This is a genomic window from Bacillus sp. S2(2019), from assembly GCF_005144805.1.
Lineage (GTDB): Bacteria > Bacillota > Bacilli > Bacillales > Bacillaceae > Bacillus > Bacillus altitudinis.
Map to the genome: position 1 here is coordinate 523,566 of NZ_SWFL01000003.1, position 15,471 is coordinate 539,036.

The following is a 15,471-nucleotide window of genomic DNA, read 5'->3' on the forward strand; positions in this document are numbered from 1 at the left end:
TTTCCTGTAATTTACATGCATTTCCTTATACCTTTATTGTACAGGAAAAGAGGGGAAATCACTAGCTCACAGGTCGATTATCTACTAGAATTCTATCTACCTCTTTTTAGCCAGTATACCCTGTTATAAAAATTTTACACTCTCGCACGGAAATCCTTTTTTTTCATGACATTTTGGACATACTACTTGCTGGAGGTGTTCATATGAAACGTGATGAAAAGAAAAACCAAGAAGAAAAAAATCAATCAGTACAAATGTCTTCAATGGTGGCAAGGGCAGCAGCCACAGGTTTTGTCGGCGGAGTTTTTTGGGGCTTTATCGGATTTCTGACCCATGTGTTTCATTTTTCAGAGGTGAGTCCAAATATGCTGTTGCAGCCATTTGTGCTTGGTGAATGGAAAAAAGGCGGACTTGGTACATTTATGAGTATTGTTCTTTTAGGGATTTTATCTATTGGGGCAGCCTTTATTTATTATGGACTGCTCAAACGGATCAAAGGTTTTTGGATGGGACTGATTTATGGAGGGATTTTGTGGCTGCTTGTTTTTTATGTATTTAATCCTATATTCCCCGATGTGAAGCAAGTGCAAGATTTGCAGCAAAGCACCATTGTGACGACATTTTGCCTATATATTTTATATGGCATGTTTGTCGGATACAGTATTTCATTTGAATACAATGAATTAACGAGTCAGAAGCTTGCAAGAGCACTCGGGAAAAAGACAGAATAAAGTGTAAATCCACCTTTCATATGATAAAATTATTTTTGGAAACGAAAGGTTTCTAAGGAAAAAGAAACAGACATCGATATAGAGTGAATTAGGGTGAAGGAGTGGTCATATGCCTCATTTTCTAGTGCTGAATGGGCCCAACTTAAATAGGCTCGGCAAGAGAGAGCCAGGAGTTTATGGAAGTAAAACATTAACAGATTTAGAAACGGATTTGTTTCAGTTTGCAGAAAGAGCAAATATTCAATTGACGTTCTTTCAATCGAATCACGAGGGAGATTTGGTCGATGCGCTCCATGAAGCAGAAGATCAGTACGATGGCGTCGTGTTTAACCCGGGTGCTTTTACCCACTATAGCTATGCACTGAGAGATGCCATTGCAAGTATTACGTTACCTGTCATCGAAGTACATATCACAAATGTTCATAAGAGAGAGGAATTCCGCCATCATTCGGTTCTTGCTCCAGTATGTCAAGGTCAAATCGTTGGACTTGGTTTAGAAGGATATAAATTGGCGATTCGTTATTTAGTCAGTGAAGGGGGAGCAGTATCATGAAACTTGAAAAACTAAGAAAACTTTTAGCCGAATTAGACATAGATGGTTTAGTGATTACGAGCAGCTTTAATTTACATTATATGACGAGTTTTACTGGATCAGCCGGTCTTGCCATCGTTTCAAAGGATCGAGCCGCCTTTATTACGGATTTTCGTTACACGGAGCAAGCAAAGGATCAAGTAAAGGGCTATGACATCATTGAACATAAAGGAAACATTGTGGAAACTGCTGTCCAAACGGCAAACGAATTTGGGGTGAAACGTCTTGGTTTTGAACAAAACCATATGACATTTGCCACCTACCAGCAGTACTCGGGGAAAGCAAGCGGTATCGAGCTTGTTCCAGTCTCAGAATCAGTTGAAAAGTTGCGCTTGATTAAGTCTAATGAAGAGATTAAGATATTAGAGGAAGCTGCGAAGATTGCAGATCATGCCTTTGATCATATTCTCACGTACATCAAGCCGGGCCTGACAGAAATTGCGGTCATGAACGAGCTTGAATTTTTCATGAGAAAAGAAGGGGCAGAAGGATCTTCATTCGATATGATTGTTGCCTCTGGCGTTCGTTCAAGCCTGCCACACGGGAGAGCGAGCGAAAAGGTGATTGAATCTGGCGACTTGGTGACACTGGATTTCGGTGCCTATTATAAAGGCTATTGTTCAGACATGACAAGAACCATTGCTGTAGGAACACCAAGCGACAAATTAAAGGAAATTTATCATATCGTATTAGAAGCAGAAAACGCTGGTGTGGATAAAATCAAGCCAGGCTTAACAGGAAAAGAAGCTGATCGCATCACACGAGACATCATTGAAAAGTATGGCTACGGTCAATACTTCGGGCATTCGACTGGACATGGTCTTGGTATGGAAGTACATGAAGCACCTGGCCTTTCCTCGCGCTCAGATGTCGTGTTAGAAGAGGGAATGGTTGTGACAGTTGAACCAGGCATTTACTTGCCGGATGTCGGCGGCGTGAGAATTGAGGATGATATTGTCCTGACAGCTGACGGCAATAAACGATTGACCCACTCACCGAAAGAACTTATCATATTATGATGGTGAAATGTAGGAGGATGACAAAATGATTTCAGTAAACGATTTTCGTACAGGCCTGACAATTGAAGTGGACGGCGGTATTTGGCGTGTAGTGGATTTCCAACACGTAAAACCAGGAAAAGGCGCAGCGTTTGTCCGTTCGAAACTGCGTAACCTGCGTACAGGTGCGATTCAAGAGAAAACATTCCGTGCAGGTGAAAAAGTAGCGAAAGCGCAAATTGAAACAAAAACAATGCAATATTTATATGCAAATGGCGATCAGCATGTATTCATGGATACAAGTTCATACGAACAACTTGAACTAAGCGAAGCGCAAATCAAAGATGAGCTGAAATATTTGCTTGAAAATATGTCGGTTCAAATCGTCATGTACGGTGATGAAACACTTGGAGTAGAACTTCCAAACACTGTAGAACTAGAAGTAGTAGAAACAGAGCCTGGTATTAAAGGTGATACGACATCAGGTGGATCAAAACCTGCAAAAACAGAAACTGGTTTAATCGTGAACGTTCCTTTCTTTGTGAACCAAGGTGATAAACTAGTGATCAATACATCTGACGGTTCATACGTTTCAAGAGCGTAATGAACAGAGAGACTGTAAACCTCGTGTTTACAGTCTCAGCGTGTAGGCAAACCCTCGCATTCTTTGTCAGTCCTGCGCGCTGGTGCTCACGAATGTCAAATTCGCTCCGCGCCAGTACTCGTCCTTCCTAGACTGCAAAGGTTTTCTATCACGCTGAAAAGAAGACAAAGGGCTAAAATCAAGTTCATTTTAGCCCTTTGTCAACTATCTGAGACTGTAAACCTCGTGTTTACAGTCTTTTTTTATTTGAAAAATAGGACGTCTCGTTATGACACCCCTTACTCTATTCTCTCATCCATCTCTCTTCCTTTTGAAAAACAAGACTACTTCTAGCTAGTGAAGCATATAGTGTAAAAAAAGCTGGAGGTTCTATATGAAACAATTTCTCCCGGGTATACACCCATCAGTTGCTGCCATGGCAGGGATGAGGTTTTTATCTGCCTCGATTGAACTGACGGCCGCCATCCTCATTTTAGTGACTAATGATGTGCGTAAAGCGGTTGTCATCAATAGTATATTAGCGATCATCGGGCCGCTCATTTTTATTATCACGATGACGATTGGAATCTATCAAATTGCAGGGCAGTTATCCTATGCGAAGCTTGTGTTTATTTTCATTGGTGTCGTATTTATTCTTGTTGGAATTTATAAGTGAAATGGCTTGGCATAATTAACGGCATACATCATACATTTTAGAGAAGAAAAAAAGGAGGGGAATTCGTTGCGGAGTTTGTTGGATATTCTCCCGCACTCAATTGGACAAGAACTCAGCATGTTAAAAGAAGCAGAGTGGGCGCAAATAGAAGAAATCCGCATTCGCACCGATCGCCCGATTGAGCTGATGCAAGGTGGAAAACCACGCTTTCTTTCCTATCATACAACAGGTGAAGAGGCGGCTCAGCTATTAGGCAGGCTCAGTAATTACAGCATGTACACACTTGAGGAAGAGTTAAAACAGGGCTATATCACCATATCTGGCGGACATCGGGTTGGGCTTGCTGGAAAGGTCATCGTCGAAAATGGATTCGTCAAAGGCTTAAGAGATATTTCTTCATTTAATATTCGCATCGCAAAAGAGAAGATCGGAATTGCTCTGCCGTTTCTCCCTTATTTATATGAAAAACATTGGTGTAACACACTGATTATAGGTCCGCCGCAAACCGGGAAAACGACATTGCTGCGTGATCTAGCACGTCTTGTCAGTACAGGAACAACAACCATTTCTCCTAGAAAAACAGGGATTGTAGATGAACGATCTGAAATCGCAGGTTGTATAAGAGGAGTGCCGCAGCATTCTTTTGGACACCGGATTGATGTACTTGATGCGTGCCCAAAGGCTGAAGGGTTAATGATGATGATCAGGTCCATGAGCCCAGAAGTCATCATTGTCGATGAAATCGGAAAAAGTGAAGATGTACAGGCACTGCTAGAAGCAATCCATGCTGGAGTCACCATTATCGTCTCAGCTCATGGGTATTCTCTTGAAGACTTATCTAAACGGCCATCATTTGAACCGTTATGGCAGCTTCGTGTGTTTGATCGATATGTGGAATTAAATAGAGAAAAAGGGCCTGGCACAATCGGACGGATATTTGACCAAGAGGGACAAGAGCTGAAGAGGAGGCGGGGAGTGGACGTATGTTAAAGCTTATTGGTGCTATTTTCATTGTTGCGGCTACGACATGGGGAGGATTCGAGTTTGCGAAGCGGTACAGTGATCGGCCAAAGCAAATCCGCCAGCTCCGGTTTGCACTCCAATCTCTTGAAGCTGAAATTATGTATGGTCAAACACCTTTAGCTAGAGCCGCTGACCAAATTGCGTCCCAAGTAGGACCGCCTGTGAATGGGCTATTTGAACAATTTGCAGAAAAACTCAATGTCGGAACCTTTTCTGCGAGGCATGCATGGAATGAAAGTCTAGAGGATGTATGGAAAAAAACCGTATTAAAAAAAGGCGAATATGAGGCGCTGAAGCACTTTGGAGAAACCCTTGGTCAGCATGATGTGACGGCTCAACAAAAATATATCAAGCTAGCTTTAGGCCATTTGGAATCAGAGGAGAAAGAAGCTGAAGTTGCCCAAGTAAAAAATGAAAAAATGGTGAGAAGTCTTGGTTTTCTAAGTGGTTTACTACTGATTCTGTTATTGATGTGAGAGGAAGGGAGTCGAGAGCATGGGCGTTGATGTAAACGTCATTTTCCAAATTGCGGGAGTGGGTATCGTCGTGGCTTTTCTCCATACGATTTTAGATCAAATGGGGAAAAAAGAGTACGCACAGTGGGTGACACTGCTTGGATTTATCTACATTTTATTTATGGTTGCTACCATTGTGGATGATTTGTTTAAGAAAATTAAAGCCGTATTTCTATTTCAAGGATAGGGGAGGGCTTACAAATCGAAATTATTCAAATTGTTGGACTTGGTTTAATCGCTACTTTTCTAGCATTAATCGTCAAAGAACAAAAGCCAACCTTCGCCTTTATGCTTGTTGTGTTTACTGGGTGTGTCATTTTCCTTTATTTAATCGATCAAATCTATGCCATTATCTCCATGATTGAAAAAATTGCAGCAAGTGCAGGCGTCAATATGAAATACGTGGAAACCATTTTGAAAATCATTGGCATTGCCTATATTGCAGAATTTGGTGCCCAGCTCACAAAGGATGCGGGACAAGGCGCCATCGCTTCAAAAATAGAGCTTGGCGGCAAAATTCTTATTTTGGTCATGGCGGTACCGATTTTAACGGTCATCATTGAGACGATCCTAGGTATGATCCCGTCCATGACTTGATGGAAAAGAGGTGATGATGATGAAACGGGTGACAGCTGTGCTAGGGTTTATGATGTTCTTTTGGATGATTGTTCCGTATGCAGGTGCAGAAGAAAGTGTGCCTTTATCAAGTGAAGAACCGGTCGCAGAAGAAGTTGCGGGTGGACAGGCTGATGCCTTAGAGCTTCATTCTATCAGTGACTTTTGGGAAACGATATTGGACGAGTATGGCGGCTTTCTGCCTGAAAGCCAAAAAGGTACAGTGAAGGAAATGATCGATGGCGATAAAGAGCTGTCTCCCCAAACGTGGCTGAAGGCTTTTGTTCATTATCTGTTTCATGAGCTGATTGCCAATGGAAAGCTCTTAGGTACACTTATATTACTCACCATCTTTTGTTCGCTTTTGCAGCTTTTGCAAAATGCGTTTGAGCAAAGCACTGTTAGTAAAGTTGCATACGCTCTTGTTTATATGGTGCTTATCATTATTGCATTAAACAGTTTTCATGTTGCGATCTCTTATGCAACAGAAGCCATTCAAACGATGACTAGTTTTATTCTTGCTCTTATTCCTCTTTTATTAGCACTTATTGCCTCATCAGGCGGGCTTGTCTCAGCCGGATTCTTTCATCCTGTGATTTTGTTTTTAATGAACACGAGCGGTGTTTTTATTCAATATGTCGTTCTTCCGCTTATTTTTTTATCAGCGATATTGAGCATTGTCAGTACGCTGACCGAACAATACAAAGTGACCCAGCTTGCCCAGCTGTTAAGAAATGTCGCCATTGGCGGGCTCGCTGTTTTTTTAACTGTATTCCTCGGCGTCATTTCTGTACAGGGGGCATCTGCTGCTATCACGGATGGCATCGCTCTTCGCACAGCCAAGTTTATTACCGGAAATTTCATCCCTGTCCTTGGCAGAATGTTTACTGATGCGACAGATACCGTTATCAGCGCCTCTGTGCTGCTGAAAAATACGGTTGGCCTTGTAGGCGTCGCCATTTTGATTTCAATTGCGGCTTTCCCAGCGATTAAAGTGCTGTCGCTCGCTCTGATTTATAAATTGGCCGCTGCGATTCTTCAGCCTTTAGGGGGCGGGCCGATTATTAGCTGCCTTGATGTCATTTCAAAAAGTGTTCTTTATATATTTGCTGCATTAGCTGTTGTATCGCTTATGTTCTTTTTAAGCATTACCGTTATCATCACAGCTGGCAACCTCACCATGATGATGAAGTAAGGAGGGGACACCATTTGAGTTTTCTCACAGAATGGATCACAAGTATTATTCTATTTATTTTATTTGCGATTGTGATTGATCTTTTGCTTCCCAATTCAAGCATGCAGAAGTATGCAAAAATGGTCGTCAGCTTACTGTTAATTGTGGTGATGCTCAATCCGATCTTTGCGTTATTCCGGGCAGATCCTGACCAAATTTTCTCAGAAATCATGAAAGGGAAGGACCAAGCGCAATCAGAAGAAATAAAAAATCAGATGAATTTAGAAAAAAAAGAAATACAAGCTTCACAGCGTGCATATATTTTAAAGCAAATGGCTGTCCAACTAGAAAAAAGCGCAAAGGAGCCACTGGAGAAGGAGAGCTATGAAATGAAACACGTAGAAGTGTTGGCAGATGAGGAGCACCTTGATCAGAATATGGAGGCAGATCAATTTCGCATCAAAGCAGTCCTTGTCCCGCTCACAGGTGATGCTGTAGAAACGGTGGCAAAGGTCGACATTGATCTCTCCAGGCAAAAGGAGGAAAGCGCCGGGGCGTCAGCAAAAGAGATGGCGAGGGTGAAAGAGACGCTTGCAGATGTATGGAATACACGGCCTGAACACATTGCGCTGAACATTGAGGGAGGTGACGCAGCAGATCATGAATAACAAAGACTGGAGACAAAAACTGAAATCAATGTTCCAAGCACCTGAAAAAGGTGAAGGGAAACCAAAATTAACGAAGCACCATTACTTACTGCTTGTCTTCATCATCGGCGTGTCATTCATGTTAGTCAGTCAGATTCTGTCACCGCCATCAAGCAAACAAGAGGCTGCTGTTCCTGCGTCTAAAAAAACATCCTCAGAAGAGCAGGCGGTGTTCAAACCATCCTCTTCAGGTAAGTCAAACAACTCGATAGAGGATGTTGAACAAGAATACGAAAATCAGCTAAAAGAGATTTTAGAAACGATCATTGGTGTTGAGGATGTATCCATTGTGGTAAATGTAGACGCAACTTCTTTAAAAGTGTTTGAAAAAAACAAATCCAATAAAAGCACTACGACCGAGGAAACAGACAAAGAAGGCGGCGTGCGAAGTGTCACGGATCAAACAAAAGAAGAAGAGATTGTCATTATTAAAAATGGCAATGAAGAAACACCTGTTGTTGTCCAAACGAAAAAGCCAGACATTCGAGGTGTCCTCGTTGTTGCTCAAGGAGTAGACAACGTTCAAATAAAGAAAACCATCATTGAAGCGGTTACACGAGTGCTTGATGTACCGAGCCATAGAGTGGCTGTTGCCCCTAAAAAAATCAAGGAGGATTCGGAATGATGTTAAAAAAACAAACGGTTTGGCTATTAACGATGCTAAGTTTAGTTGTCGTATTAAGTGTGTACTATATCATGTCTCCACAAGGTGAGAATGCTGTGACAGTAGAAGATACAAAATCAAAAGGAATGGAAGAGAAAAAGGCTGAGCCAGAAAAAGGGACTGACAAAGGAACCGAAAAGAACGCAGAAGAGAAATCAACTGACAAAGAAACCAATGCGAAACAAGAAGATGTTGAAACAAGTGGAGAAGAAGGAAAGGCTGTTTCAGAGCAGACCGACGATGAACTTTTCACAACCTACAGACTTGAACTGGAAGATAAGCGCAGCAAGCAGCGTGAAGAGTATAACGAAATCGTGTCTAGCGATGATGCAACAGCGCAAGAGAAAAGTGAAGCTTATGATCAAATGACAGCACTTAGTGAGGCAGAAGGAACAGAGCGTCAGCTGGAGACATTAATCAAAACAAAAGGATATAAAGATGCGCTCGTCAGTGCAGAAGGAGATAAAGTAAACATCACGGTTCGTTCTGATAAAAAATCAAAGTCCCAAGCAGCAGATATTATTGATTTGGTCACAAAAGAAATGAGAGGGCTTGATAACGTAGCCGTCACTTTTGAGCCATCGAATCAATAAAAAATGCACAAGCGCCCTTTTCTGAAAAGGGCGTTTTTTCATGCGGGTTGACGCCCTTTTTCAGGTGCTTGCGCGAGGTGTCTCATCACATTAATAGTTGAATTCAACGAAATCCTCCTGTAAGATGGTTATAGTATGTACTTTTAGTACTAGCCTATAAAAAAAGATAAATCCATACATAGGGGTGCAAATCCATGTTAAAAATTGAAGAGATTCATGAACTAATTAAATTAATTGACGAATCAACAATTGATGAATTTACGTACGAAAACGAAGGTGCAAAAATCAAGTTAAAGAAAAATAAAGAAGTCGTTCAGCAAGTTGCGGCACAAGCACCAGTGGCTCCTGTCCAAGCAGCTCCAGCTCAACAAGCTCCTAAAGCACAAGCTCCAGCTCAGACCGAAGCCCCTGCACAAGAGAAAGCCGCGTCTGAAAACCTGCATAAAATCACATCCCCAATGGTTGGCACATTTTACGCTTCTTCTTCACCAGAAGCAGATCCATATGTGACAACAGGTTCTAAAGTGAAGGAAAACTCAGTTGTATGTATCGTTGAAGCGATGAAACTGTTTAATGAAATCGAAGCAGAAGTAAAAGGCGAAATCGTCGAAGTATTAGCTGAAAACGGTCAGCTTGTAGAATTCGGACAACCCCTCTTTCTAGTGAAAGCAGAGTAAGGAGTACGATCATGATTAAAAAGCTATTAATTGCAAACAGAGGAGAAATCGCAGTTAGAATCATCCGTGCTTGTAAAGAGCTTGGAATTGAAACAGTTGCGGTATTTTCTGAAGCGGATCGTGATGCGCTGCATGTTCAAATGGCTGATGAAGCATATTGCATCGGACCGACTGCTTCAAAAGATAGTTATTTAAATGTGACAAATATTGTCAGTGTGGCAAAACTAACAGGTACAGATGCCATTCATCCAGGATATGGTTTCCTTGCTGAAAATGCAGACTTTGCAGAGCTTTGCGAGGAATGTAATGTCATCTTTGTTGGACCAACTGCGTCAGCAATTTCCAAAATGGGAACGAAAGATGTGGCAAGAGAAACAATGAAGCAAGCTGGAGTTCCAATTGTCCCTGGTTCTCAAGGAATTGTAAAAGATCTTGATGATGCTGTTTCAACAGCAGCTGGTATTGGGTATCCTGTCATTATTAAAGCAACTGCAGGCGGCGGTGGTAAAGGTATCCGTGTGGCTCGCACAGAAGAAGAGCTCATTAACGGTGTCACCATTACGCAGCAGGAAGCAGCACAAAACTTCGGGAACCCAGGTGTCTATTTGGAGAAATTCATTGAAGACTTTAGACACGTTGAAATTCAAGTCCTTGCTGATCAGCATGGGAATACCATTCACTTAGGTGAACGTGATTGTTCTATCCAAAGAAGAATGCAAAAGCTTCTGGAAGAAACGCCATCACCTGCACTAAATGCAGATATTCGTGAGCAAATGGGTGAAGCTGCCGTAAAAGCAGCCGAAGCTGTTGAATACACAGGTGCCGGAACGGTTGAATTCATTTACGATTATAATGAAGAGAAGTTTTACTTCATGGAAATGAATACACGTATCCAAGTAGAGCATCCTGTAACGGAAATGGTCACTGGTGTTGATTTGATCAAAGAACAGATCAAAGTAGCTTCAGGTGAAAAGCTTTCCCTTACGCAAGAGGATGTCGTATACGAAGGCTGGGCGATTGAATGTCGTATTAATGCAGAGAACCCTGAGAAAAACTTCATGCCTTCTGCTGGTGAAATTAAAATGTACCTTCCGCCAGGCGGTTTAGGAGTACGTATTGATTCTGCCGCTTATCCTGGTTATGTGATTCCGCCATATTACGATAGTATGATTGCGAAAGTGATCACATATGGTAAAACGAGAGAAGAAGCAATAGCAAGAATGAAACGTGCGCTTCAAGAATTCGTCATTGAAGGAGTCTACACAACGATTCCATTCCACCTCAGATTACTAGAGCACGAAACATTTGTGAGCGGTAATTTTAATACGAAGTTTTTAGAAACGTATCAAATTATGAAATAATAACAGCTTTCGGAGGTGAATGATCGTGTCAGAAAACAATTTGCTTGAAATGAACCTTGATGAAGATCAATTGGGAAAAGTGCAAATTGCGCCAGAAGTGATTGAAGTCATTGCTGGGATCGCTGCATCAGAGGTCGAAGGAATTGCGGAAATGCGCGGGAACTTCGCTGCTGATGTGGCAGAACGCTTTGGGAAGAAAAATCACCGTAAAGGTGTGAAAGTAGATGTCTCTGATGAAGGCATCACAATTGATGTGTATTGTGTGGTTGAATTTGGCCTATCCATTCCAAAGGTATCCACTGCTGTTCAAGAAAATATCCGTCAAACCCTTTTAAACATGACGGCCTTAACGATTAATGAAATCAACATTCATGTCGTCGGCATTCAATTTGATACAAAAACAGCTGAAGCTGAAGTTGATCAAGAAATGTAAAAAGGGTTGAAGTGAAACCAAGGAGGCATTGCCTCTTTGGTTTTTTAAAGCCCATTTTTGGGAAAATTCCACATGATGATTGCCTCACGCATGGAGTGATTCGTTTTTCGTCACAGCTCGCATGGATCTTGGTGCGACAGCGGTCAAAATATGTTATGATCTCTGTATGGCTTAACGACAAGCGGATAAAGTGGTTAAAGGAGTAAATAATGAAAAGAAGAACTGCAAGAGAAAAGGCGCTACAAACATTATTTCAAATTGATGTCAGCAATATTGATCCGAAAGAGGCCATTACACATGCGCTGGATGAACAAGAATCAGATCCTTTTTTCGAGGAACTGGTTTTCGGTGTGCTCGAACAAAAGGACAAGCTCGATGACATGATTTCACAGCATCTTGTGAATTGGAAACTTGATCGTATTGCGAACGTAGACAGAGCCATTTTAAGGCTGTCTGTGTACGAAATGGTATATCAAGAAGATATCCCGGTGAGTGTTTCAATGAATGAAGCCATTGAACTGGCTAAATTGTTCGGTGACGATAAGGCGCCGAAATTTGTAAATGGTGTACTTTCAAACATTAAAAACGACCTAAAGTAGCAATAGGAGGATTCGACATGACAGCAACAATCATCGATGGGAAAGAAACAGCAAAAGAAAAGCGTGAACAATTAGCAAAAGAAGTAGAAGAGCTAAAACAAAAAGGAGTCACACCTGGTCTTGCCGTTATTCTAATCGGTGATGATCCGGCTTCACTTTCTTACGTACGCGGGAAGAAAAAAGCAGCAGAAGCCATGGGCATGCATTTCCAGCTTGATCATTTAGATGCTTCTTTAACAGAAGAGGAATTGCTAAAGATGATTGATCAGTACAATGCAAATGATCAATTCCACGGAATTCTTGTTCAGCTTCCACTGCCAAAACATATTTCTGAAAAAGCCGTCATTGAACGAATTTCACCAGAGAAAGACGTAGATGGTTTTCATCCGCTGAATATCGGGAAAATGCTACTTGGGGAAGACACATTCCTCCCTTGCACACCAGCAGGTATTGTTGAATTATTGAACAAAACAGGTGTGGATCTCTCTGGCAAAGAAGTGGTCGTTGTAGGACGAAGCAATATCGTCGGCAAACCAGTTGGACAATTGCTATTAAACGAAAATGCAACCGTCACCTACTGTCATTCAAGAACGGCGAACATTTCAGAACATACGTTAAAAGCGGACATTTTAGTTGTTGCCGTCGGTCGAGCAAACTTTATTAAAGCTGACCAAATTAAAGAAGGCGCTATTGTCATTGATGTAGGAGTCAATCGTCTAGAAACAGGGAAACTTGTAGGGGACGTTGACTTTGAAGCAGCAAAAGAAAAAGCTTCTTACATCACACCAGTCCCTGGCGGAGTGGGTCCAATGACAATTACGATGCTTGCACACAATACGGTTAAATCAGCAAAACGTACATTATCATAAGCTTGATCCATTCATCCACCTGCGTGCTGCCGGTGGATGAATGTGCGTTTTTGAAGAGGAGGAATACGTCATGAGTGAAAAAGCCTTTGTGACGGTCACAGCCCTTACAAAATACATAAAAAGAAAATTTGATGTTGACCCTCATTTAGAAGATATTTGGATCAAAGGTGAGTTATCGAATGTGAAGATTCATTCAAGAGGTCATGTTTATTTCACCTTAAAGGACGAAAATGCACGTATGCAAGCTGTTATGTTCCAGCGCTCCGCGTCCAAGCTACCTTTTTCACCAAAGAGCGGAATGAAAGTGTTCGTACGTGGCGGAATTCAAGTCTACGAACCGAGCGGAAGCTATCAATTATATGCAAAAGAAATGCAGCCTGATGGTGTTGGTGCTCTTCATCTTGCCTATGAAGAGCTGAAGAAGAAACTAGCAAGTGAAGGCTTATTTGATGAGCGCTATAAAAAAACAATTCCTGAATATCCAGAGGTTGTTGGTGTCATTACATCCCCAACAGGAGCAGCTGTTCGAGATGTCATTACCACGATCAATCGGCGCTATCAGCAGGCCAAGATCATTGTGCTTCCGGCATTAGTCCAAGGAGAAAATGCTCCGCGTTCGATTGTGGAACGGATTAAAGAAGCCAATGAAAAACAGCTTTGTGATGTCTTGATTGTCGGGAGAGGCGGAGGATCGATTGAAGAACTTTGGGCCTTTAATGAAGAAGCAGTCGCAAGAGCGATCTTCGCATCAGACATTCCAATCATTTCTGCAGTTGGGCACGAAACAGACTTTACCATTAGTGATTTCACTGCAGACATGAGAGCACCCACACCAACAGGAGCAGCAGAACTAGCTGTTCCAAGCACCGCTGATCTAATTGAACGAATCAAATCAATCGACATTCGGTTAACAAGAGCAGTGAAAAATCGAACGTCACAAGCAAAAGACCGTCTTGTGGCACTTCAATCCTCTTATGCTTTCCGATTTCCAAAACGATTACAAGAGCAAAAAGAGCAGCAATTCGATATGGTATTTGATCGTTTTCAAAAACAGCTGACAAGACAAATGGAACAAAAACGCAGTCAACTTGACCGCCAAACATATAGACTGAAGCCGCTTCATCCAAAAGAGCAGCTGCTTCAGGCGAAAAAACGTCACGCCAATGAAACAGAACAGCTCGTTCGGAGCATGAATGTGCAAATGAAAACAATTCATTCGCAGTTCCAATCGGTTCTTGGTAAACTAAATGCATTAAATCCGCTTCAAGTCATGGAAAGAGGCTATAGTTTAGCTTATAAAGAAGATGAGCTCATTAAAAGTGTGAATCAAGTAGAAACGAAGGATCAACTGACGATTACAATGAAGGATGGACGTCTGATTTGTGAGGTTATTGAGAAGGAGGGCAATCATCATGACAGAATCAAATAAACAAAAAGAAGAACAAATGACATTTGAAGAGGCCATGAAAGGACTTGAAGAGATTGTGGGAAAGCTCGAAGAAGGCGATGTACCGCTAGAACAAGCTATCCACTATTTCCAAGAGGGTATGACGCTCTCAAAACTTTGCCATGAAAAATTACAGCATGTTGAAAAGCAAATGGATTTCATTTTAAAAGAGGACGGTGAACTGGCTCCTTTTTCTGTGAAGGAGGCAGATGCTGGTGACAAGTAACTTAAACGAATTTTTAACAACACGAAAACAAGCAATTGAAGACTATTTATTTACATATGTGCAGGAATTGTCTATTCCAGAAGAGCTGAAATCTTCTATGCTTTATTCTCTGAAAGCTGGCGGAAAAAGACTGCGTCCTGTGCTTGTTCTTGCTCTTTTAAATGCGTATGGAAAAAGGGAAGAAGAGGGTATACCAGTAGGCTGTGCAGTGGAAATGATTCATACATATTCCTTGATACACGATGATCTTCCTTGTATGGACGATGATGATCTGCGCCGAGGAAAGCCGACCAACCATAAAGTATACGGCGAGGCAACAGCCGTTCTTGCAGGTGATGCGCTGCTCACTGAAAGCTTCCGTCTGATTACATCGCAATTATCTGACGATGTACCTGCTGATCAAAAGCTTAGAATCATCGATGAACTTGTTACATCAGCAGGTGCACTCGGAATGGTTGGCGGGCAATTTGATGATATGGAAGCAGAACAGAAACAAATCCCTCTTTCTGAATTAGAATCGATTCATGCCCGCAAAACAGGAAAGCTACTCACCTTTAGTGTGGTTGCAGGTGCGATACTGGCAGGTGCATCTGATGATGAGATCGAAAAGCTGAGAGAATTCAGCTATCATATTGGCATTGCTTTTCAAATCCGTGATGATATTTTAGATCTTGAAGGCAGCGAAGAGAAAATAGGAAAGCGGATCGGCTCCGATACAGCAAATGAAAAGTCGACATATCCTTCTTTATTAACGCTTTCAGGAGCAAAAGAAAAGCTGGATGAACATATCACTCGTGCGAAAGAAATTGTCTCAAATCTTGAGTTGGAGCAAAACTTGCTGCATGATTTATGCGATCTGATTGCCTCACGAGATCACTAAAAACAGCCTAGATTTGAGGGTCCTCGAGCAATTGTGGTAAACTGTAAACAGTTTATCATGATGAGACAACTCTTATTCCTGAATTGGTTTTCATAGGAATAAGGCATT

General features: G+C 41.8%; 21 protein-coding genes. All 21 read left to right on the top strand.

The window, feature by feature from the left end:
- Nucleotides 1–203 precede the first annotated feature (203 nt).
- Entirely contained in the window at nucleotides 204–731 is a 528-nt protein-coding gene (locus tag FBF75_RS12910; protein WP_136944818.1) for a YqhR family membrane protein, read from the top strand.
- Between the two features lie 109 nt (nucleotides 732–840).
- Nucleotides 841–1,284 (top strand): type II 3-dehydroquinate dehydratase, encoded by a 444-nt coding sequence (gene aroQ / locus FBF75_RS12915; protein ID WP_007501195.1) that lies wholly within the window; start codon nucleotides 841–843, stop codon nucleotides 1,282–1,284.
- Entirely contained in the window at nucleotides 1,281–2,342 is a 1,062-nt protein-coding gene (locus tag FBF75_RS12920) for a M24 family metallopeptidase (RefSeq protein WP_007501193.1), read from the top strand. Before aroQ ends, FBF75_RS12920 begins: the two co-directional genes overlap by 4 nt.
- Nucleotides 2,343–2,367: 25 nt before the next feature.
- Nucleotides 2,368–2,925 carry an elongation factor P gene (efp, locus tag FBF75_RS12925; protein ID WP_007501192.1) on the top strand — a complete coding sequence of 186 codons (558 nt, stop codon included), beginning with the start codon at nucleotides 2,368–2,370 and terminating at the stop codon, nucleotides 2,923–2,925.
- Between the two features lie 373 nt (nucleotides 2,926–3,298).
- Nucleotides 3,299–3,580: a YqhV family protein gene (locus tag FBF75_RS12930; RefSeq protein WP_008342211.1), complete on the top strand. Its 282-nt coding sequence runs from the start codon at nucleotides 3,299–3,301 to the stop codon at nucleotides 3,578–3,580.
- Between the two features lie 66 nt (nucleotides 3,581–3,646).
- Nucleotides 3,647–4,570 carry a stage III sporulation protein AA gene (gene spoIIIAA / locus FBF75_RS12935; RefSeq protein WP_035390790.1) on the top strand — a complete coding sequence of 308 codons (924 nt, stop codon included), beginning with the start codon at nucleotides 3,647–3,649 and terminating at the stop codon, nucleotides 4,568–4,570.
- Nucleotides 4,564–5,079 (top strand): stage III sporulation protein SpoIIIAB, encoded by a 516-nt coding sequence (spoIIIAB, locus tag FBF75_RS12940; protein ID WP_035702800.1) that lies wholly within the window; start codon nucleotides 4,564–4,566, stop codon nucleotides 5,077–5,079. Before spoIIIAA ends, spoIIIAB begins: the two co-directional genes overlap by 7 nt.
- Before the next feature lie 19 nt (nucleotides 5,080–5,098).
- Nucleotides 5,099–5,305, top strand: coding sequence for a stage III sporulation protein AC (gene spoIIIAC, locus FBF75_RS12945; RefSeq protein WP_003153142.1), 207 nt, complete (start codon nucleotides 5,099–5,101; stop codon nucleotides 5,303–5,305).
- Nucleotides 5,302–5,715 carry a stage III sporulation protein AD gene (spoIIIAD, locus tag FBF75_RS12950; protein WP_087978339.1) on the top strand — a complete coding sequence of 138 codons (414 nt, stop codon included), beginning with the start codon at nucleotides 5,302–5,304 and terminating at the stop codon, nucleotides 5,713–5,715. Before spoIIIAC ends, spoIIIAD begins: the two co-directional genes overlap by 4 nt.
- A 19-nt stretch (nucleotides 5,716–5,734) precedes the next feature.
- A complete protein-coding gene (gene spoIIIAE / locus FBF75_RS12955; RefSeq protein ID WP_017357967.1) occupies nucleotides 5,735–6,928 on the top strand; it encodes a stage III sporulation protein AE in 1,194 nt (397 codons plus the stop codon).
- A gap of 14 nt (nucleotides 6,929–6,942) precedes the next feature.
- Complete coding sequence (gene spoIIIAF, locus FBF75_RS12960) at nucleotides 6,943–7,575, top strand: stage III sporulation protein AF (protein ID WP_007501185.1); 633 nt, start codon at nucleotides 6,943–6,945, stop codon at nucleotides 7,573–7,575.
- A 28-nt stretch (nucleotides 7,576–7,603) separates the two neighbouring features.
- Nucleotides 7,604–8,239, top strand: a complete 636-nt coding sequence (gene spoIIIAG, locus FBF75_RS12965) for a stage III sporulation protein AG (protein WP_370539206.1) — start codon at nucleotides 7,604–7,606, stop codon at nucleotides 8,237–8,239.
- Complete coding sequence (locus tag FBF75_RS12970) at nucleotides 8,239–8,871, top strand: SpoIIIAH-like family protein (protein WP_024718861.1); 633 nt, start codon at nucleotides 8,239–8,241, stop codon at nucleotides 8,869–8,871. The genes spoIIIAG and FBF75_RS12970 overlap by 1 nt, the downstream gene beginning before the upstream one ends.
- Nucleotides 8,872–9,065: 194 nt before the next feature.
- A complete protein-coding gene (gene accB, locus FBF75_RS12975) occupies nucleotides 9,066–9,548 on the top strand; it encodes an acetyl-CoA carboxylase biotin carboxyl carrier protein (protein ID WP_008342216.1) in 483 nt (160 codons plus the stop codon).
- An 11-nt stretch (nucleotides 9,549–9,559) separates the two neighbouring features.
- A complete protein-coding gene (gene accC, locus FBF75_RS12980; RefSeq protein WP_008342217.1) occupies nucleotides 9,560–10,909 on the top strand; it encodes an acetyl-CoA carboxylase biotin carboxylase subunit in 1,350 nt (449 codons plus the stop codon).
- A 25-nt stretch (nucleotides 10,910–10,934) separates the two neighbouring features.
- On the top strand, nucleotides 10,935–11,342 hold the full coding sequence (locus tag FBF75_RS12985) for an Asp23/Gls24 family envelope stress response protein (RefSeq protein ID WP_017357965.1): 408 nt from the start codon (nucleotides 10,935–10,937) through the stop codon (nucleotides 11,340–11,342).
- 209 nt (nucleotides 11,343–11,551) lie between these two features.
- Nucleotides 11,552–11,941, top strand: coding sequence for a transcription antitermination factor NusB (nusB, locus tag FBF75_RS12990; RefSeq protein ID WP_017367578.1), 390 nt, complete (start codon nucleotides 11,552–11,554; stop codon nucleotides 11,939–11,941).
- Nucleotides 11,942–11,958: 17 nt separating this feature from the next.
- The gene (gene folD, locus FBF75_RS12995; protein WP_007501171.1) at nucleotides 11,959–12,810 is read left to right on the top strand and encodes a bifunctional methylenetetrahydrofolate dehydrogenase/methenyltetrahydrofolate cyclohydrolase FolD; all 852 of its coding nucleotides are present in this window, start codon (nucleotides 11,959–11,961) and stop codon (nucleotides 12,808–12,810) included.
- 70 nt (nucleotides 12,811–12,880) lie between these two features.
- Nucleotides 12,881–14,239 carry an exodeoxyribonuclease VII large subunit gene (xseA, locus tag FBF75_RS13000; protein WP_024718864.1) on the top strand — a complete coding sequence of 453 codons (1,359 nt, stop codon included), beginning with the start codon at nucleotides 12,881–12,883 and terminating at the stop codon, nucleotides 14,237–14,239.
- Nucleotides 14,223–14,483: an exodeoxyribonuclease VII small subunit gene (locus tag FBF75_RS13005; RefSeq protein ID WP_003215880.1), complete on the top strand. Its 261-nt coding sequence runs from the start codon at nucleotides 14,223–14,225 to the stop codon at nucleotides 14,481–14,483. The genes xseA and FBF75_RS13005 overlap by 17 nt, the downstream gene beginning before the upstream one ends.
- Nucleotides 14,467–15,363: a polyprenyl synthetase family protein gene (locus tag FBF75_RS13010; protein ID WP_169476096.1), complete on the top strand. Its 897-nt coding sequence runs from the start codon at nucleotides 14,467–14,469 to the stop codon at nucleotides 15,361–15,363. The genes FBF75_RS13005 and FBF75_RS13010 overlap by 17 nt, the downstream gene beginning before the upstream one ends.
- Nucleotides 15,364–15,471: the final 108 nt, after the last annotated feature.